Origin of the sequence: Chryseobacterium aurantiacum, from assembly GCF_003020585.1 — a bacterium.
Taxonomy (GTDB): Bacteria; Bacteroidota; Bacteroidia; order Flavobacteriales; family Weeksellaceae; genus Chryseobacterium; species Chryseobacterium aurantiacum.
Genome location: NZ_PXUE01000006.1, coordinates 143,978 through 163,110, shown reverse-complemented (window position 1 = coordinate 163,110; position 19,133 = coordinate 143,978). Strand labels below are relative to the sequence as shown.

At 35.1% G+C, this 19,133-nt stretch carries 14 protein-coding genes; 6 read left to right on the top strand and 8 right to left on the bottom strand.

Annotated elements, in window-relative coordinates; genetic code table 11:
- Positions 1 to 19 precede the first annotated feature (19 nt).
- Positions 20 to 2,269 carry a TonB-dependent receptor gene (locus C7D53_RS18125; RefSeq protein ID WP_106917814.1) on the bottom strand — a complete coding sequence of 750 codons (2,250 nt, stop codon included), beginning with the start codon at positions 2,267 to 2,269 and terminating at the stop codon, positions 20 to 22.
- A gap of 93 nt (positions 2,270 to 2,362) precedes the next feature.
- On the bottom strand, positions 2,363 to 3,265 hold the full coding sequence (locus tag C7D53_RS18120) for an AraC family transcriptional regulator (RefSeq protein ID WP_106917813.1): 903 nt from the start codon (positions 3,263 to 3,265) through the stop codon (positions 2,363 to 2,365).
- A gap of 250 nt (positions 3,266 to 3,515) precedes the next feature.
- On the opposite strand from C7D53_RS18120, the gene C7D53_RS18115 reads away from it, so the two are divergent.
- Positions 3,516 to 4,019: a superoxide dismutase family protein gene (locus C7D53_RS18115; RefSeq protein ID WP_106917812.1), complete on the top strand. Its 504-nt coding sequence runs from the start codon at positions 3,516 to 3,518 to the stop codon at positions 4,017 to 4,019.
- A 52-nt stretch (positions 4,020 to 4,071) separates the two neighbouring features.
- Here C7D53_RS18115 and C7D53_RS18110 read toward each other — a convergent pair whose 3' ends face one another.
- Both C7D53_RS18110 and surE read right to left on the bottom strand, forming a co-directional pair.
- A complete protein-coding gene (locus C7D53_RS18110; RefSeq protein ID WP_106917811.1) occupies positions 4,072 to 6,201 on the bottom strand; it encodes a carboxy terminal-processing peptidase in 2,130 nt (709 codons plus the stop codon).
- 314 nt (positions 6,202 to 6,515) lie between these two features.
- Complete coding sequence (surE, locus tag C7D53_RS18105; RefSeq protein WP_106917810.1) at positions 6,516 to 7,304, bottom strand: 5'/3'-nucleotidase SurE; 789 nt, start codon at positions 7,302 to 7,304, stop codon at positions 6,516 to 6,518.
- A gap of 180 nt (positions 7,305 to 7,484) precedes the next feature.
- On the opposite strand from surE, the gene C7D53_RS18100 reads away from it, so the two are divergent.
- On the top strand, positions 7,485 to 8,522 hold the full coding sequence (locus C7D53_RS18100) for a GMP reductase (RefSeq protein ID WP_106917809.1): 1,038 nt from the start codon (positions 7,485 to 7,487) through the stop codon (positions 8,520 to 8,522).
- Between the two features lie 51 nt (positions 8,523 to 8,573).
- Here C7D53_RS18100 and fabG read toward each other — a convergent pair whose 3' ends face one another.
- The 4 genes from fabG to C7D53_RS18080 form a co-directional block, all read right to left on the bottom strand.
- Positions 8,574 to 9,317: a 3-oxoacyl-[acyl-carrier-protein] reductase gene (gene fabG, locus C7D53_RS18095; RefSeq protein ID WP_106917808.1), complete on the bottom strand. Its 744-nt coding sequence runs from the start codon at positions 9,315 to 9,317 to the stop codon at positions 8,574 to 8,576.
- Between the two features lie 173 nt (positions 9,318 to 9,490).
- Positions 9,491 to 11,005 (bottom strand): WG repeat-containing protein, encoded by a 1,515-nt coding sequence (locus C7D53_RS18090; protein ID WP_106917807.1) that lies wholly within the window; start codon positions 11,003 to 11,005, stop codon positions 9,491 to 9,493.
- A 7-nt stretch (positions 11,006 to 11,012) separates the two neighbouring features.
- Complete coding sequence (gene rsmI / locus C7D53_RS18085) at positions 11,013 to 11,687, bottom strand: 16S rRNA (cytidine(1402)-2'-O)-methyltransferase (protein ID WP_106917806.1); 675 nt, start codon at positions 11,685 to 11,687, stop codon at positions 11,013 to 11,015.
- A 2-nt stretch (positions 11,688 to 11,689) separates the two neighbouring features.
- On the bottom strand, positions 11,690 to 13,174 hold the full coding sequence (locus C7D53_RS18080; protein ID WP_106917805.1) for a hypothetical protein: 1,485 nt from the start codon (positions 13,172 to 13,174) through the stop codon (positions 11,690 to 11,692).
- A 61-nt stretch (positions 13,175 to 13,235) separates the two neighbouring features.
- Between C7D53_RS18080 and C7D53_RS18075 the strand changes: the two genes are divergently transcribed.
- The 4 genes from C7D53_RS18075 (at position 13,236) to ybeY (ending at position 19,065) form a co-directional block, all read left to right on the top strand.
- Positions 13,236 to 13,823, top strand: a complete 588-nt coding sequence (locus C7D53_RS18075) for a thymidine kinase (protein ID WP_106917804.1) — start codon at positions 13,236 to 13,238, stop codon at positions 13,821 to 13,823.
- Positions 13,824 to 14,034: 211 nt separating this feature from the next.
- Positions 14,035 to 16,482: a bifunctional UDP-N-acetylmuramoyl-tripeptide:D-alanyl-D-alanine ligase/alanine racemase gene (locus tag C7D53_RS18070; RefSeq protein ID WP_106917803.1), complete on the top strand. Its 2,448-nt coding sequence runs from the start codon at positions 14,035 to 14,037 to the stop codon at positions 16,480 to 16,482.
- A gap of 2 nt (positions 16,483 to 16,484) precedes the next feature.
- Positions 16,485 to 18,641 (top strand): patatin-like phospholipase family protein, encoded by a 2,157-nt coding sequence (locus C7D53_RS18065; protein ID WP_106917802.1) that lies wholly within the window; start codon positions 16,485 to 16,487, stop codon positions 18,639 to 18,641.
- Between the two features lie 4 nt (positions 18,642 to 18,645).
- On the top strand, positions 18,646 to 19,065 hold the full coding sequence (gene ybeY / locus C7D53_RS18060) for an rRNA maturation RNase YbeY (RefSeq protein ID WP_106917801.1): 420 nt from the start codon (positions 18,646 to 18,648) through the stop codon (positions 19,063 to 19,065).
- Positions 19,066 to 19,133 lie beyond the last annotated feature (68 nt).

The following is a 19,133-nucleotide window of genomic DNA, read 5'->3' as shown; positions in this document are numbered from 1 at the left end:
TTTTTCCGAAGATATGTTTTTATAAATTACTGTTAATAACATCCTCTGTTTTATCTACTCCAAAGATGAAAAATGCACCTACAAATACAAAGGTATTTACGGGAGGTAAAACGGCAGAGCTTCTGGATCCATCTGTTGAAAAGTTATATCCATACACGTTTTTTGATCCTAAAATATTGGAAATACTCAGAACAAATATGGGAAATACCTTTGCGTCTTTTTTCCCAATATTGGGTAGGTAATTAAAGCTCAGATTAAGACTGTTGTAGTCTTTTAATTTTCCCTCATTTCTTGTATAATTAACCGCTTTCCCATCTTCCCACTTAGACACAATATCATAATAAGGTCGTCCTTTGGTGTACAAATAAGACAGGTTAGCTCCTACTTTCCATTCCGGAATAAACCTTTTGACCACTACAGATAAAGTATGCTCGGCAGCAAAGTTAGGCTTCATGCTTACAGGATAATTAAGGAAGTCTCTTTTGGTATCCAGATAGGAATAGCTGACCCAATAATCGATATTTTTAAAGGTTTTATTATTATCGCGCCAGAATACTTCTATTCCTTTTGCATAACCGTAACCATCATTATTTAGGGCTGTCTGTACCTGTTGCTGCTGTGCATTTTCAGTAATAATGTTGTAGGTTTTGATCAGCTGGTCATATTTTTTGTAAAAAGCTTCCAAACGCAGTGATCTTCCTTCTGAACTTCTCTGAACCTGCAGAACATAGTGTTCCGATTTTTGAAATCCTAAATTAGCAGGCCCATTAATGTATTTACTCTCTGGATTTTGATAGAAAATTCCATAAGCTAATGATGATGTCCAATTCTTTGCTAAACGGTAAGCGAGAGCAAAGCGGGGTGCAATATTATTCTTACCCAGATAAGATGAATTCTCTGCCCTCACTCCTATTTTGGCTGACAATGCATTACTGAATCCCAAATCTGTTTCTACAAAAGCTGAGGAAATTAAATCTCTGTAATGCTTCCGAACCTCTTCAAAGTTTAGCTTTTCATCAGCATTATTCAATTCAAAACCTCCTCTTATCGCGCTGATTTTGTTAATTTTTCTTTCAAGAACTGCTTTAAGGTTGATATAGTTTCCCTCTGTAAGTAATCTGGTTTTGTCTGATTCTACATTGTTGGTCTCTGTAGAAAAGTTAAGATCCGATCTGTTGAACGCATAGGAAGACCCTACATTTAGCAAATATTTTCCAAATTTCTGTCTGAAAGTCAGATTATGATAGGTACTTTTTCCTTTCAATCTTACCAGAGAAAAATCACTTCCCGGTTCTAGACTTTCAGATTTCACACCCATATTATTACCAGTATACATTCCGTAGTATTTTATGAATCCGCCTGATTTTGTTTTAATTCTAAAATTAAAGTTACCATTCAGTCCTTTTGGAGAGTCTACAAAGTTTGTATTATAATTGAATACTTTCTGCATTAGATTTAAATCAGAATAATTTAAAGAAACCCCGTAAGAATGTCTGTTGTCATTGGTTAGCTTTTGAAATCCGCCACCAAGAAAAATTGGTGAAACCGAAAAATCATAGGAAGTCTGGTCCGGTAAATCAACACTTTCCAGCAATACAGCTCCGGAAAGAGCTTGTCCGTATAATGCAGAATACCCACCGCTTGAAAATACATTTCCTTTAAAAATAGACGTGTTAAACTGGTCTCTTCCTGCTATTCCTGCTACTGAATTGGAAAAATAATTGTTGATTAAAATTCCATCCATAAATATTTTAGCTTCAGTTCCTGTACCTCCTCTGATAAAGACCCCCTCGGTTCCTCCCACTTTCTGAACACCGGGAAGATAGTTTAGCGCGGAAGAAACCTGTGCATCTGCCCCTGCAATAGTATAAATATCTGTTGGGGTGAGTAAAGCGCTTGCTCTTTTCTTATCACTGGCTTCAATGGAACCCGCGGAAACTACTATGGCATCAATCTCACTTACTTGTTCTTTAATTTCAACATTACCCAATAAAACATCCTGATTATCAATTACAATGATTTTGTTAATCTCTTCATATTTCGGGTGGGTAAAAGTTAGAATATGACTTCCTTTTTCTGGAGTTTCAAAAGAAAAATTCCCCTGTGCATCCGTTGTTGCTCCATCGTAAGTGTCTTTTAATGTAACATTTACTTCATTTATTCCCTTATTTTTAAAGATTACTTTACCCGATATCTTTATCTGAGAATATCCTATTGAAAATGAGAGGAGAGCAATTAGAAAGAATATTTTATGACCTTGTGCTTTCATGATTATTGTTTTCTGGATCAAAAGTAGTACGATAAATACCCTTCTGTAAAAAATTTATTACTGAAGGGTATTCTTTTGTTACCGAATGGGAAATTAATGAATCGGAATACAAAAATCCACGATCATTTTTCCTTCAGGATGTTCTTTAAAGTTGGAATGATAGATTTCAAACGGAAATGTTCTTCTCATTGAATGATGATGTTCATTCATCCACAAAAACAATGATACCCAGCACTGTTCAAAGTCATTGAGGGTAACTTCTCCGGTTCCTACAATAAATTTTCCGGCCTCTATGGTTTCTGAAAACACTTCACTTTCTGGTTGTTCCAGCTTTTCATCCAGAAGAATACAGGCATGAATTCTGACCTTATCCGGAGGGGTTACTTTGAAGCTATCATGATAAACGGAAATCATTTTCACATTCTCCCTAGGAAACAGATTCTTTTTTTTCGCCCAATCTATCAATACATTGTATGAAGGTTCTACCTGGGCAATCCCAAGGCTCATTACTGCTGCCAGATTCATTTCCGGCATTTCTTTTACTTCGATTTTTAAATTCATTGTTGTCCAATTTAATAGGTTTTCAATAGTGCAAATGTATTGGCTGAAAACGGTATCAATTTGTCCATTCTTGCTGTGTGTTTGTAAAATCTTGTGAAATGCTTCGGGGGCTGTTCTGCGGAATTCTGATGGAGGAAGTCCGTAATATTTTTTAAAGGTCTTGCTGAAAACAGAATGGTTTGAGAATCCAAAGTCAAGGTAGATTTCCTTGATCTCCACTTCCTTATTTATGGCAAGAAAAAAGGCACATTTTTCTATTTTTTTTCTGATAATATAACCTTGAAGGGTTTCTCCCGTAATGAGCTTAAATATTCTGTGAAAATGAAACGGTGAATACGCGCTGATCTCCGCAATTTTTTCCAGAGAGAGGTCAGCATCAAGATTTTCATCTATGTATTGAATTGTTTTTACAATTCTTTTTTTATATTCTTTCACTTCAGGGTATTAATTTACAAAGTTATTGATCTTGGATAGGTGTCATTTGTCTTTTATTGCTCTTTTTCAGGCTTTCTTTTGACCTCATTTAAAAATAATCATCTAGACGCTCAAACATCAGATTTAGAGGTTAAAACAAGGTGTATTACAATTTTGAACAATAATATCGTCCGAAAAAAGACTGAAATCATAAAGTGTTTTGGAAAATCTTTTTTAAATTTATCATAAAATCATTATAAATCATTTAAAAATGAAAGTACAAACATTAGCATTATTGGCGGGATGTGCGCTTTTTGCCGTTTCTTGCGGAACTACGAAAACGTACAGCGTAAATGCCAAAAGCGGAACACAGACAGGGGGAACAGCAAAGTTTACCCAACAAGGAAATGAAGTCATCATGAAGCTGGATATAACGAACCTTACCCCTGGAATACATGCTGTACACATTCATGAAAAAGGAGATTGTTCTGCTGCAGACGGAACTTCTACAGGCGGACACTGGAACCCATCCAAGAATGACCACGGAAAATGGGGCGCTGAACATTTCCATATGGGAGATATAGGAAATTTGGTTGCCGACCAAAGCGGAACTGCAACCCTTACATTCAAGACTGATAAGTGGTGTATTGGCTGTACAGATGAATCTAAGAACATTATCGGAAAAGGCCTTATTGTGCATGCTGCAGCCGATGATTTCCATACTCAGCCTACAGGAAACGCTGGAGGAAGAGTGGGATGTGTAGAAATTAAGTAATCCTTTCTATCAATAAAAAGACCGCTAATTTTCATTAGCGGTCTTTTTATGTTTATGATTTTGTTCCCATCTCTGAAACAATATTCATTGCTTCCTGTAGATAGAGATCCTTTTTAAGGTTCTTGATCCACATTTCAGATTTTTTCTTGAACGCTTCATCTTTTTTCTCTCTTTCAACCTCACTTGGATACATGATAAACTGAAGTCCGTTTTCAAACTTAGTCAGTACCTTGAATTTTTCAATTTGAGATTTTCTATGTTTCATCACTTCATTAAATTTGTTGATATTCAAAGTGATGTTTTCTTCTTTGTCTAATTTTTCTCTCCATTGCGCAGATTCTAAAAGCAACTGATAATTCTTGTTTTTAGCCATTCTATCTGCACTTGCCTTTTCAAGGGCCTGAATATTAAAGAAGTTCAGTTTTTCGAATTTGGTAGCCGGAATTTTGTCCCAAGCCAGCGCAAAGTCGTCATATCTCTCTCCTACTTCTGCATAGGTAAAGAAATCTTTCATCTGAATATCTGAAACAATTCCTTTTCTCTGGGTAGATTCACCTGTAATTCTATAGAATTTCTGAATGGTTAGTTTTAAAGATCCGAAATCATCCTCAGTATTCAGGAATCTGTTCAGGTCAACAAAAGTCTGTACGGTACCTTTCCCAAAAGATTGTGGAGATCCGATGATCATTGCTCTTCCGTAATCCTGCATTACACCTGCCAAGATCTCAGAAGCCGAAGCAGAAAGTTCGTTTTGCATAATTACTAAAGGACCTGTCCAGATTGGAGTTTCATTTTTATTCTTTAAAGTCTGTATTTTTCCATTTCCATCCTTTACCTGTACATAAGGTCCGGCATCCATGAAAAGACCCATAATATCTCCTACTTCCGTTAAGGAACCTCCACCATTATTTCTAAGGTCTAAAACAATTCCTTCAATATTCTGAGCTTTAAGCTTAACGATTTCATTTTTAATATCATCCGACGCATTTCTTCCCTTTGCGTTCTCAAAATCAGCATTAAAGCTAGGAAGATTGATAAACCCGTATTTTTTTCCGTTGGGAGCGTTTACCACAATACTTCTTGCAAAAGTATCTTCAATGGCAACTTCCTCACGGATCATGGTTACATCTTTTATGGTACCATCTTTTTTCTGAACCGTTAAGGTAACAGGTGTTCCTTTTTCTCCACGGATTAATCTTACCGCTTCATCAGAAAGCATTCCCACTACGTTTACAGCATCATCTTTCGGCTTGGATTTTACTTTCAAAATTTTGTCCCCTTCGGAAAGTTGCTTGGACTTCCATGCCGGAGCACCAATTGTAAGAGCACCCAGGTAAAGGTTTCCTTTTTTCTCCTGGATTAAAGCTCCAATACCTATTACCTTTCCGGTAAACTGAGTATCAAAATCTTCTTTATCCTTTGGAGAATAATAGTTGGTATGTGGATCAAATACTTCTGTATATGCATTCATATACACTGTAAACCAATCCATTTTCTTTCTCTTTTTGAATCTGGTAAATGTATCCTTTACAAGATCTTTTACTTCATCTGTAGCTTTTTTGATCTTTTCATCCTGAGTAAGAACCTTAAACTTGATTGTATCCTGTAATTTGTACTTCTGAACAGAATCTTTCTTCTCTTTCTGAGCTTCTTCTTTACTGTTCATCGATTCAATCTCTTGAAGGATATTGTATTTGATGAACTTTTTCCATTCATTGTACTGTTCCTGCTTATTTGCAGGTACTTTTTTAAGCTTTGGCTCCAGAGTCAGGGTTTCATCCTCCTGAAGATTAAGCGGCTTACTAAAAATGTCCTGTGTAATCTTATCAATTTCATCTACTCTCTGGTAAAGTCTGTCAATAGTAAGCTTATAGAATGTAAGATCTCCCTGGTTGATATAGTCATCAAGCTTGGTTTCATGCTTGTTGAATTCATCCATATCAGATTGAAGGAAATATCTTTTAGCAGGATCTACTAATTCAAAATAGTGCTTATAAACGTCCTTTGAATAGGCATCATTAATAGTTTTTGGACTATAGTGCAGGTAAGAAAGGGTATTTTTTACGCTCACCATTATTGTCTGCATCTTTTCATCATCGTTCTTTGGCGAGTTGAAGCAAAACATTAGACTGGTTAATGGAATCAGTAGTAAAAATTTATTCAGTTTGAAATTTTTCCACATAAACTGTCTTTATTTATAATTTTAAAAATATAAGTATTGTAATGAGTAGCAATAATTAGCAGACTGTTACAAACTATCAAATTTAATACCTTATTTACAAATATCGTATAGTTTTAAGGTTTTTTATTCAATAGATGGTTGTCTTTTTTTGTTGCAGAATTCTTCATCCTAAATATAGGGTAAAAAAGTGAACTGGGCTTGATCAGGTAAGGATCATTCTCTGAAAAATGTTGAATCTGCTGATCTTTAAAAAAGGCAGGAAAAATAATTTCCCGCCCTCTTTATGTTTTTTGAAATCAATATTTTTTAAAAGACTATTTCGTTTCTTTTAAAGTATCAAAAACCATCACTTCTTCTAACTTCTTCATATATTCATATGCTGTCAGGTCAAATTTAACGGGTACAATGGAGATATATCCGTTAGCCAATGCTGTTTCATCAGCATCTTCAGAATCATCCATATTATTGAAGTAACCGGTTAGCCAGTAATACTTTTTCCCGTGTGGGTTTACTCTTTCATCGAAGCTTTCTTCCCATTTCGCATTCGCTTGTTTACATACCTTTACTCCTTTTATTTCTTCTTTAGGAAGTTTAGGAATGTTCACATTTAGAACAATTCCCTTTGGCATTGGGTTTTCTAGTGTTTTTCTTACGATATTTTGAATAAATTCTTTAGCCTGAGTAAAATCTGCTTCCCAGCTGAAATCCAACAATGAGAAACCAATGGCAGGAATTCCCTCCACACCTGCTTCTACAGCGGCAGACATTGTTCCTGAATAGATTACATTAATAGATGAGTTTGCTCCGTGATTAATTCCGGAAACTACGATATCCGGTCTTCTTGTTAAAATTTTATCAAGAGCCATTTTTACACAGTCAACAGGGGTTCCGCTACAAGAATAATCAACCTGTGGACCATCCAAAGTTACTTCTTCATAACTTAGGGTAGAATTAATAGTAATAGCGTGGCCTTTTCCACTTTGGGGAGAGTTCGGAGCTACAACAATAACGTCTCCGATTTCATTCATAAAATTGACAAGGTTTCTGATACCAGGGGCTGTAATTCCATCATCATTAGTAACCAGAATAAGTGGTCTTTCCATATATTATCTTAATTTTTTTTAATACAAATGCGTGCAATCTGTTCATTTTGAGAATTGAACAAAAAGAAATTTCACTCATCAAATGTAGCTAAAAATAAGATGCTATAAAACAAGAGATTTACTAATCATGGAATTAACTTCAGATTATTTACTACCTTTATTCTGACAAATAATTACCAAATGCGTATAGAATATGATATAAAACTTGGGTTTAAGGATGTAATGTTCCGCCCAAAACGTTCCACTTTAAAGTCTCGTTCAGAAGTAGACCTGGAGAGAGAGTTTATTTTTAAACACACTAAAAAAAAATGGAGCGGCGTCCCAATTATTGCGGCCAATATGGATACAGTAGGAACTTTTGAAATGGCTGTAGAGCTAGCTAAAGATAAGATTATCACCGCTGTACATAAGCATTATACTCCTGAAGAATGGAGTCAGTTTCTACAAAGTCAGCCAGAAAGTATTCATCAATATATTGCCTTAAGTACCGGAACAGGAAAAGCGGATGAAGAGAAAATCCGTTTAATTCTTGAAAAACATCCAAAAATAGAATTTCTCTGCATAGATGTTGCCAATGGATATTCAGAGCATTTTGTTCAATTTGTGAAGACGGCAAGAGCTAATTTTCCGGATAAGATTATTATTGCAGGAAATGTGGTGACCGGAGAAATGGTGGAAGAACTTCTTTTGGTAGGAGCAGATATCATCAAAGTTGGAATTGGTCCCGGATCCGTATGTACAACCCGTGTAAAAACAGGAGTCGGCTATCCTCAACTTTCAGCAATTATTGAATGTGCTGATGCAGCCCACGGATTGGGAGGCCATATCATTGCAGATGGGGGCTGTAAAGTTCCTGGAGATGTTGCCAAGGCCTTTGGTGGCGGTGCAGATTTCGTTATGCTGGGTGGCATGTTTGCCGGCCATGATGAAAGCGGCGGTGAAATGATTGAAGAAAATGGTAAAAAATACCGCTCGTTCTATGGGATGAGTTCTAAAACAGCTATGGATAAACATTCCGGAGGGGTAGCCGAGTACCGTGCTTCTGAAGGGAAAACAGTGAAAGTGGCCTACAAAGGACCTGTTGCAGAAACGGTAAAGGATATTTTAGGAGGAGTACGGTCTACCTGTACTTATGTTGGGGCTTCCAAACTTAAGGAACTTTCCAAAAGAACTACTTTTATCAGGGTTCAGGAGCAGGAAAACCAGGTTTTTAATTAAAATCGAAATAAAAAAAGAGGCTATACGTTTTGTATAGCCTCTTTATATTTTTTAAGTTAGCATTCCACCGTCCACATTTAATGTTTGTCCGGTAACATATGCTGACATATCACTTCCGAAGAATACACAAGCATTAGCGATGTCTTCCGGCTGACCTCCTCTTTTCATTGGAACTCCGTCTCTCCATCCTTGAACTGTTTTTTCATCCAAAACAGCTGTCATTTCAGTTTCAATAAAACCAGGAGCAATTGCATTACATCTGATGTTTCTTGATCCCAGCTCCAATGCTACAGATTTTGTAAATCCTATTACCCCAGCCTTAGAAGCGGCGTAGTTAGCTTGTCCTGCATTTCCTTTTACTCCCACTACGGAAGTCATATTAATGATAGATCCTGACTTTGCCTTCATCATTGGCTTAATTACAGCCTTTGTAAGGTTAAAAACTGAATCCAGGTTTACCTTGATTACTTTATCCCAATCATCTTTGGACATTCTCAATAACAGGTTATCTTTTGTAATACCTGCATTGTTTACCAAAATATCAATCTTTCCAAACTCCTCCATTACATCTTCAACTAGTTTTTGAGCTGCATCATAATCTGATGCGTCAGACTGATATCCCTTGATTTGGGTTACAGAACTTAAAGCTGCCTCTAATTCTTTAGCTTTGTCTACAGAGCCGGCATAGGTAAATGCTACTTTTGCCCCTTGTTGAGCAAACATTTCAGCGATCCCCTTTCCGATTCCTCTTGTAGCTCCGGTAATTAGTGCTACTTTTCCTTCTAATATTTTCATATCTATTGACAATTATTTTCTTTATAACTCGTTCAGCTTGTGATTGCTGACTCACTTAGTATTTATAATTCCTTTCCGGAATTAAACGGTTTGCAAAGATATTATAAATTGTTATTCAACACATTTAATTCATTAAAATACTGAACTTTTATGTGTTTTTTTTTGTAATTTTTCTAAAGTTCTATCAACTCATTTCTAAATCTGGTGAAATAAATGAAATCTGATTTTTTCTCTTTACTTACTTTCAATACTTCCTTCATCCAAAAATAAGAGTCATAAATAATCTCTGTTAAAGGCTCGTTTTGAAAATTTAAAACGCCAAATTTGCTATCTTTTTTTACAACAATTTCGTTTTCAAAATTGTCAAATGCTATAATATCTTCGTAAACAAATGGTACAATTTCCATTCCCTTTGCATCCAGAATACCATAAAGATTACTGGTATTCTTGCATACAAGGGGCTTTGAGTACTCATTAAGAATGTTGAAATATCCAATATCCTGATTTTTAACAAAATTAATCCCTCTCAGTTCCTCTCTAGATTGGGATGCCATTGAAATTTTGTAATACTTATCTTTATTATTAATAATCAAACTCTCTGGATAAAAACCAAGGATTTGATCGCCTTCAATCAAAATATTTTTAAGATCTGTAGTAAGAAGCTGTTCCTCAATTCCTTTTTTAAGGTAAATAAAATCTTTTCCCGAAATGGTAAAATTTTTAATAAAGTCATACTCATGAGGTATTATTATATTTCCTTGCAGATCAACAATACCGTACTTTTTTGATTTATCATTATAAACACTTAAAAATCCGTGAAATAAAGGTGTTGGGTATTCAAAATTACCAGGGTATAATTGTCTTTCATTTTTAGAAAAAACTGTTGTTTTATTACGTTTTTTGAGATAGATATATTCTTTCTTGCCAAAGTATTCGGGAGTGATTTCATTAAAAACTTCATCAGCAATGATATTTTCGTCTGTATCAATCAATCCGTATTTTCCGGTCACCTTATTTTTTGTAATTAAAAAGGGATAAGCATTAATATTATCAATCTGTTTTGAAAATTTATGCAAGGTCTGCCCATCACTTCCTATAATTTCACTCTGATTTTCTTCATTGATGATAAGGGCTTTTCCATTTTCAAAGCTATAGTCGTCCTTAAATTCTCGATCATTGGTTTGCTTGCCATTATAGTCATACAAAAGCCATTTTTTATCTTTCAAAACAAAGAATCTGTCTTTTCCTGCAAACCTAATTTTATCTGAATAAGGAATTATTTGCTTCCCATTGTAGTCATAAACAGCATCCTTTCCCTGTTTGGAAGAAATAATGCGTTCCCTGCTCCACCACGGAGTATTGAATTCATGATCATCTAAAGGAACAAGCTCGTTTCCTTTTTCATCAATAATAGCAGATTTTCTCTTGCTACTACCGTCTTCTGAGTAAAGAATAAATCTTTTTTTGAAAATATGAGAAATTCCTCCTTTGTAGGGAGATTCAAAGGTGATGGTTCCTGATGCATCAATAATTCCGTCCTTTTTGGAAATAGGATCATACGCCGTTCCGAATCCATCTGAATATGAACTTACCTCCTTTCCTGTTTTTTTGGAAAGGAGAACTTTCGTGTATTGGTTAGTCTGCGCAATACAAACTGTAGAACACAATACAAAAATTAGTTTTTTCAATTAAAATTTAAATAGAATTATTGACAATAAGAACGATCTCTCCTTTTAAAGTTTTACTCTTGGAAAATTCAATTAATTCATTGATAGTCCCGCGTTTAGTTTCCTCAAATTTTTTGGAAATTTCACGGCTTAGACTGGCCTTTGTTTCTTCACCGAAGAATTCTTTGATCTGCTCCAGTGTGGTATTGATCTTATGAGGACTTTCATAAAGGACAATTGTTTTTTTCTCCTCTGCAAGCTGCTTAAGTTTGGTTTGCCTACCTTTTTTCTGGGGCAAAAATCCTGCAAACAAAAATTCATTGTTGGGAAGCCCGGAAACCACCAGGGCCGGAATTAGTGCAGTTGCGCCGGGAAGACAGATCATTTCTATAGTATTATCGGCTCCTGCTTTTGCCAATAAATAGCCAGGGTCAGAAATTCCGGGAGTTCCTGCATCGGTAATAATTGCAATATTCTGACCGTTTTTAAGGTCTGTAATCACTTTTTCTGTGGCCTGATGCTCATTGTGTAAATGATATGATTTTAAAGGCTTAGAGATTTCAAAGTGCTTTAAAAGTATTCCAGAAGTTCTGGTGTCTTCACATAAAATATAGTCAACTTCCTTAAGAACATTTACTGCTCTGAAGGTCATATCTTCAAGGTTCCCAACGGGTGTAGGAACAAAATATAAGATTCCGCTCAAAATTATAAGAATTTATTTTCCACCAATATCCAAAGTCTCTGAGCATATTCATCCACTCCATTCCATTTTCTTTCGTAGTAAAGGTCACTCAGGTATTCCTTTGCTTCTTCCAGCGTTTTGAATTGGTTTAGATAGGCTACTGTTTCATTAAGGTCTGCCTGGCTTCCGCCAAACAGCATTTTTGAAAAAGCAATTCTATCATTCAAATCCAATTTAAACTCTGGTTTCTGCTTTTCAGCTTCCATAAAATTGGTAGGAATATTAGATTTCAAAACACTTCCCGTGTCTTCCTTTACACCTGTAGACTGGCTTTCCATTGGAAATTCTCGCTCCAGCGGATCATCGTCAAAGAGGGATTGAACAGCTTTCAACCCTTTGATATTGGCTAATTTTATTTTTTTCTCCTGATGGTATTCATCCAAGTTTTCAAAACTTTCATCAGAAGGATGTCTTTCTGTTTCTTCAGGAACAGGCTTGTCTATTTCAACAATTTTTCTTCTGTCGTAAACTTCTGCCAGAACATTTTCCTCTTTAGTTTCTTGTTCAGAATGATCGTTTTTAATCTCATTCAGAATATTCTCTACATTGGAGGTTTCTGTTACAAGCTCTCCTTGTTCCAATGAGATATTTGAAGAGGCAAACTGATCTTCATTTTCCTCAATCAGCATCTCATCATCCAGCATTTCTGTATCAAAAATACTTGGAATAGTTTCCGTAATTACTTTCTTTTCTTCAAGCTCACTTACGGTGGCATAATCTACTTCATTTTTTTCTTCATATTCATCATCATTGTCTATTTCATTCAGTTGATTGTTAAAGATTGCCTCCTCCTCTGTTACTTCATCACTAAACATATCCTCATTAATGTCTTCATCAGAATCGGGGTTAGCATCCGAAAGAATTTTCTCTTCATCTACAAAGCTCAGGATGGCATCAGGAGCTATTGAATGTTCATTTTCGTCAATTTCATTTAATTGATTATTAAAGATTGCTTCTTCCTCTGTTACTTCTTCAGAAGAAACTGATGGAGTACTTTCAACAGGGGTTTCTTGATTATTTTCTTCCGCGAAGTTTACTATGTTTTCATGAAATTCATTTTCAACAATTTCATTCAACTGGTTATTGAAAACAACTTCTTCTTCATCGGATCCTACAATAAAATTGTCATTTTCATGCTCGTCAATTTCATTCAGCTCATTATTAAAAATGGCTTCCTCCTCCATTACTTCATTTCCGGAATCATGATGTTCCAATTCTCCTGAAGCAAAAGAAATAGAATGATTTTCCGAATGTTTATCCGGTTCATCTGCTATGAAATATTCGATGTTTTTTTCCAGCAGTTTCAAAAAAGAAATCCTGTTAGCAAGCTCATCTACAAGATCTTGCTTGGAAAGTAACTCGTCTACATTATTTATTTTGTCCAGATTATCAATGATATTCTTGGATTCAAAAAGAATTTTTTCCTTTAAATCTTGGATATTTTGCATAATAAGATTCTTATTAAAATTGCTTACTTTTGATTTTGAAAATATACGGCTAATTTAACAAATGTTTTTAGAAAATACAATTAATCATTCCAAACAAAGTGGTTGGATGGAAGTGATTTGTGGCTCTATGTTTTCGGGTAAAACCGAGGAATTGATCAGAAGATTACGGAGAGCTGAAATGGCAGGACAACATGTAGAAATTTTTAAACCGAAACTGGATATCCGGTATTCTGAAGAGGATGTAGTTTCTCATAATCAGAATAAAATACGCAGTAGTGCAGTAGAAAATCCGAACGAAATTCTTTTGCTGGCATCCAATTGTGATGTAGTAGGGATAGATGAAGCTCAGTTTTTTGATGAAAGCATTGTTGACATAGCGAATGAACTGGCCAACAGTGGCGTAAGAGTAGTGATTGCAGGGCTGGACATGGACTTTTTGGGTCGTCCTTTTGGCCCAATGCCTAATCTGATGGCTACTGCAGAATATGTAACAAAAGTGCATGCTATTTGCAAGAGAACAGGTAATCTCGCCAACTACTCCATGAGAACTTCCCAGGGAGATAATCTGGTAGAATTGGGAGAAACTGAAAGCTATGAAGCAGTAAGCCGCCGTGTATTTATTGATGAAGTGCTTTCGAAAAGGAAGTAACATACACAGAAAATAAAACTACGAATTGCAAAAAAAGCTATAAAATATAATAGCCGGTAAAATACATTCACAGAATATTAATAAATGAAAAACGAAGAAGCAATATTGTAAAATTGTAAAAAGAGAAATCAGTTGAAAATCAGCTTTTCTGATCGCTTTGCAGTTTTACCTCTTTGCTCGTTCGTCTAAAAATAAAGCAGAAAGGGCACCAATGAACTATACAGTACATCAAATTGCAGAAATCACCAATTCACAGGTTATTGGGGATAAAAACTTAATGGTTAAAAATATAGCGTATGATAGCAGAATTATTTATTCAACAAAGAATACTGCTTTCATTGCTATTAATACCCATAAAAATTCTGGTGAAAAGTTCATTGAATCTGCCATTGACAGAGGAATTACTATTATTATTTCCGAACATCAATATCCACAGTTTGAAAATATAACATGGATTATCGTTCAAAATTCTGTGGATTTTCTTCAACAATTAGCAAAGTATCACTTTGAAAATTCTCATTTACGATCCATAGGAATTACAGGAAGTAATGGTAAAACCATTTTAAAGGAATGGCTTTATCAATGTTTATGGAATGAATTTCCAACGGTAAAAAGTCCAAAGAGTTTTAATTCTCAAATTGGTCTTCCCCTTTCATTACTTCAAATTAATGAGTCTCATCAACTGGGAATTTTTGAGGTAGGAATTTCCAAGCCGGATGAAATGGAAAAACTTGAAAATATTTTCCATCCACAAATCGGATTGTTAACGCATATCGGAAATGCTCATGCTGCCAACTTTTCTTCTGAGGAAGAATTGATAGATGAGAAGATCAAGCTTTTTAAGGATTCCAAAATTATCATTTATAATGGTGACCATATTTTGGTGGATGAAAAAATTAAAAAATTATATTCAGATAAAAAATTAATCTCTTACGGATTTAAAGAAGGAAACCAGGTCTTCATTAAAAACAATATTTCCAAGGATGAAAACATCATTGTTGAATATTTTGGTGAAGAAATCAGTTTTCCGGCCCATCAAAGAGACGAAGCGACGTTAACCAATGCTACAGCGCTTATCGCTGTTCTTAAGGAGTTGGGTATTGAAAATAAAAAGATCGTTGAAAAAATCAACCTTTTAAAAGCCGTCGAAATGAGGCTTGAAGCCATCGAAGGAATTAAGGGTAATATCGTCATCAATGATTCTTTTAATCTTGATCTTGATTCTTTGAAAACTGCTCTTCAATTTTTAAATGAATATAATAAACCTAAGAAGTCATTGGTCTTAACTGATATTGTAGGGGTCAATACCAATTCTAAGGAGCTCTATGAAGAAGTCTCCGAGTTGGTGAATGACCAGCATTTTGACTCTGTCTTCTTAATTGGTGATGAAGTATCTAAGTTCAGTGAATTATTTAATTCTAAAACATATACTTTCATAGACACTAAAGAACTGATTGAAAGTAAGCACCTTGCTGAAATAGAAAATCAAATCATTCTTCTAAAAGGAGCGAGAAAATTTGAAATAGAGAAACTTAAGGATATCCTTGAACTTAGAAAGCATGATACTGTTTTAGAGATCAATCTGAATGCAATTCTTCATAATATCAACTATCATAAATCTCTGTTGAAACCCGGAACTAAAATGATGGCCATGGTAAAAGCCAATGCCTACGGTTTGGGAAGTTATGAAATTTCAGAGTTCCTACAGCATCATCACATCGATTATCTGGGAGTAGCTTTTGCTGATGAAGGAGTAGAACTGCGTAAAAAGGGAATCACCACTCCTATTATAGTGATGAATCCTGAGCAGCACAGTTATCAAACAATCATTGAATATAATCTTGAACCTGAAATTTATAGTTTCAGGGTATTGGAATTATTCTATGAAGCAGTACAGAAATCCGGATATGATAAAAAGTATCCTATTCATATTAAGTTGGAAACAGGAATGCACCGTCTTGGATTTAAAGACTTTGAACTGGACCAACTAAGTGAAACTTTAAGCCAAAAAAATCTTAAAGTCCAGAGTATGTTTAGTCACTTGTCTTCCTCGGATATGCCGGAAGAGAAAGAATTTACTCTAAAACAGCTGGAGATTTTTGAAAAGAATTCTGCTTATTTAACGGAAAAACTAGGCTACGCTCCTATCCGACATATTTTAAATTCATCTGGAATTACAAGCTATACAGAACACCAACATGATATGGTGAGAATCGGTATCGGAATGCTTGGTGAATCACCAGATAGTGAAATACAAAAACAGTTACAATCTGTAGTAAGTTTTAAAACAGTAATATCTCAGATTTCTATGGTAGAAAATGGGGAATCTGTAGGCTACAGCAGAAAATATAAAGCAGATCATAAGACTAAGATTGCTACCATCCCTGTTGGATATGCTGATGGTATTCCGAGACTGATTGGAAACCAGATAGGACGTTTGGGTGTTCATAAAACATTGGTACCCATTGTTGGAAATATCTGCATGGATATGATGATGATTAATGTAGAAAATGTTCCTCATGTAAAGGAAGGAGATACTGTAACAGTCTTCAACGCACAACCAAGTTTAAAAGAATTCGCAGGCTACTGCAAAACGATAACCTATGAAGTATTAACGTCCATTTCACCTCGGGTGAAACGGATATATATAAAAGACTAACTATGAGAAAACTCCTGATTCTTCTTTTCGTATTCCAATTGCTATTGTTCCATTCTCAGGTAAAAAAAGGCTTAGTAATTCCGAAGAACCCCAAAATAGGACTATCGCTGGCCGGTGGTGGTGCCAAAGGTTTTTCACATGTCGGAGTACTAAAGGTATTAGATTCATTGGGAGTAAAGGTGGATTATATTGCCGGAACAAGTATGGGAGCCATTGTTGGTGGACTATACGCTTCCGGATATTCCGGAAAAGAAATAGAAAAAATCGTAATGGATACGGATTTCTATTCTTTAATCATGGATCCCAAATCAAGGCAGGAAGCAAGTTTCTTCAATAAGTCTGTAGACAAATATCTTCTATCTATTCCATTAAAAAATGGAAAAATTACACTTCCCTCTTCCATTAGTACGGGGCAAAGAAATGTTTATCTTCTGAAGGAACTTTTTAAAAATGTTTCCAATATTGAAGATTTTTCCAAAATGCCAATCCCTTTTTTATGTGTTGCCACCAATCTTGAAAGTGGGAATATGCAGATTTTTGAAAAGGGTGATCTTGTACAATCCATCATGGCAAGTTCAGCTTTTCCATCTTTAATGGACCCTATTAAGATAGGTGATAGTATTTATATTGATGGGGCGATGACAGTAAACTACCCGTCCAAGCCATTAAAGGATAAAGGAATTGACATCGTTATTGGAGTGGACCTTAATCAGGATCTTTCCAAAAGAGAAGATTTAAACAATATTATTTCAATTCTGAATCAGGTTATTGATTTTGGAATAAAAAGAGATACCCAAAAACAATATCAATATACAGATGTTAATATTAAGCCCAACCTCAAGGGAATGTCTGCCACAAGTTATGATGACAAGAAAAAAATTCTTGACAGCGGCTATGTAGAAGGTTTGAAATATACACAAGTTCTTGATCAGTTACCCAAACGTCAATTTGACCGCCTCCGACAGCAGATAAACCCCATATATTCCAATGTATATAAGATAGACAGCATTTCCATTGAAGGAAGCAAAATCTTTGGTAAAAACTATACCCTGGGGAAAATGGGACTACGTCTTCCCTCTCTGCAAACCTATGGCAGTATCAATAAAATGATTGATAAACTTGTTGCTACAAATAATTATAAATTCATTAATTATGATATTGTTCAGGAGAATGATGCTAATTATCTAAAGCTGTATGTAACGGAAGATGATGCAAGGCATTTCTTAAAATTTGGATTGCATTATGATGAAGTTTTCAAAACAGGACTGCTATTAAATTACTCTGCAAAAAGACTTTTATTCAAAAATTCCAATCTTTCGGTAGATGTAATTGTAGGTGATAAGCTCAGATATTATGTAAATTATTTTATTGATAACGGATACATCCCAGGATTTGGTATTTATTCTTCCGGAATGAGCTTTGATCTAAAGAATGCAGATAATAATGTTATCGACAAATGGGAATGGGCCAGAAATGAAGCCTATATACAGTCTGTTTGGAAAGATAAATTTGCTATTGGCGGTGGTATTAGCCATGACTACTTTAAAGCGGAAATCAACGGTGAAAACAGGCGTTATAGCCGTTTTCTAAACCCTTATATATTCCTGAAGACCGATACACAGGATGACAAGGAATTTCCTACAAAAGGAGTTTACTTTGCTGCAGAAGGGAAAGTGATTGATCTTTTAAAATCTGAAGTGGAGAGAAGAATCGTTCAGATTAAAGCAGATTTGAAGATAAATATTCCTCTGGGGAAACAGTTTACTTACCGTCTTAACTTATTTGGAGGCGTTACCCTGGGAGAGCATCTTCCCTCTTTTTATCAATATAGATTGGGAGGACTTTTTGAGCAGAATATTATTAATTTCAAAAGTTTTGGAGGATTCTATTTTGCCCAACTGCATACCAATAACGTAATATTAGCATCCAATGATCTTCAGTTTAGATTCAATAAGAACTATTTTATCAGCGGAAACTTTACCTTTGCCAACCTTTCCAATGATATAAAATTTGAAGATGCAGTTAAAGTAAATTTTAGTTCACTTGGACTTACGGCTGGATACAAATCTCCTTTTGGGCAGATTAAAGTAAACTTCAGCCACTCACTTAAAAACAATCAAAAAGGCATATTCAGTGTTATTTTAGGACACTGGTTTTAATACAATGATACAATTCTTTTACGAAAATTTACCAGAATCGGTAAACACAGATTACAAAAAATGGCTGGAAGATCTTATTCTTTCAGAAGGAAAAAAACTAGGAGAAATCAATTACATTTTCTGTGATGATGAATATCTTTTAAAGATTAATCAGGATTATTTACAGCACGATTATTATACCGATATCATCACTTTTGATTATGTAAAAGGCAAGACAATAAGCGCTGAGATTTTCGTATCTTTGCAGCGCATTTCTGATAACGCCTCTACCCTTTCCCGAGATCATGAAGAAGAATTAAGAAGGGTTTTAGCCCATGGTATTTTACACCTTGCAGGCTATAAAGACAAGACGGAAGAGGAAGAAAAAGAGATGCGAAGAATGGAAGATTTGTACTTAGCTAAATACAGAGATTTAAAGAATTGAAATTGAACAATCACTTAAAGTCCGATATCTAAAGTACTATATTCTAGTAACAATACAAGTTTATCTAG

Bases quoted from the DNA above. Each gene is read 5' to 3' on its own strand.
- C7D53_RS18125 (WP_106917814.1), bottom strand. From the start codon at position 2,269: ATGAAAGCACAAGGTCATAAAATATTCTTTCTAATTGCTCTCCTCTCA.
- C7D53_RS18115 (WP_106917812.1), top strand. From the start codon at position 3,516: ATGAAAGTACAAACATTAGCATTATTGGCGGGATGTGCGCTTTTTGCC.
- C7D53_RS18110 (WP_106917811.1), bottom strand. From the start codon at position 6,201: ATGTGGAAAAATTTCAAACTGAATAAATTTTTACTACTGATTCCATTA.
- surE (WP_106917810.1), bottom strand. From the start codon at position 7,304: ATGGAAAGACCACTTATTCTGGTTACTAATGATGATGGAATTACAGCC.
- C7D53_RS18100 (WP_106917809.1), top strand. From the start codon at position 7,485: ATGCGTATAGAATATGATATAAAACTTGGGTTTAAGGATGTAATGTTC.
- fabG (WP_106917808.1), bottom strand. From the start codon at position 9,317: ATGAAAATATTAGAAGGAAAAGTAGCACTAATTACCGGAGCTACAAGA.
- C7D53_RS18080 (WP_106917805.1), bottom strand. From the start codon at position 13,174: ATGCAAAATATCCAAGATTTAAAGGAAAAAATTCTTTTTGAATCCAAG.
- C7D53_RS18075 (WP_106917804.1), top strand. From the start codon at position 13,236: ATGTTTTTAGAAAATACAATTAATCATTCCAAACAAAGTGGTTGGATG.
- C7D53_RS18070 (WP_106917803.1), top strand. From the start codon at position 14,035: ATGAACTATACAGTACATCAAATTGCAGAAATCACCAATTCACAGGTT.
- C7D53_RS18065 (WP_106917802.1), top strand. From the start codon at position 16,485: ATGAGAAAACTCCTGATTCTTCTTTTCGTATTCCAATTGCTATTGTTC.
- ybeY (WP_106917801.1), top strand. From the start codon at position 18,646: ATGATACAATTCTTTTACGAAAATTTACCAGAATCGGTAAACACAGAT.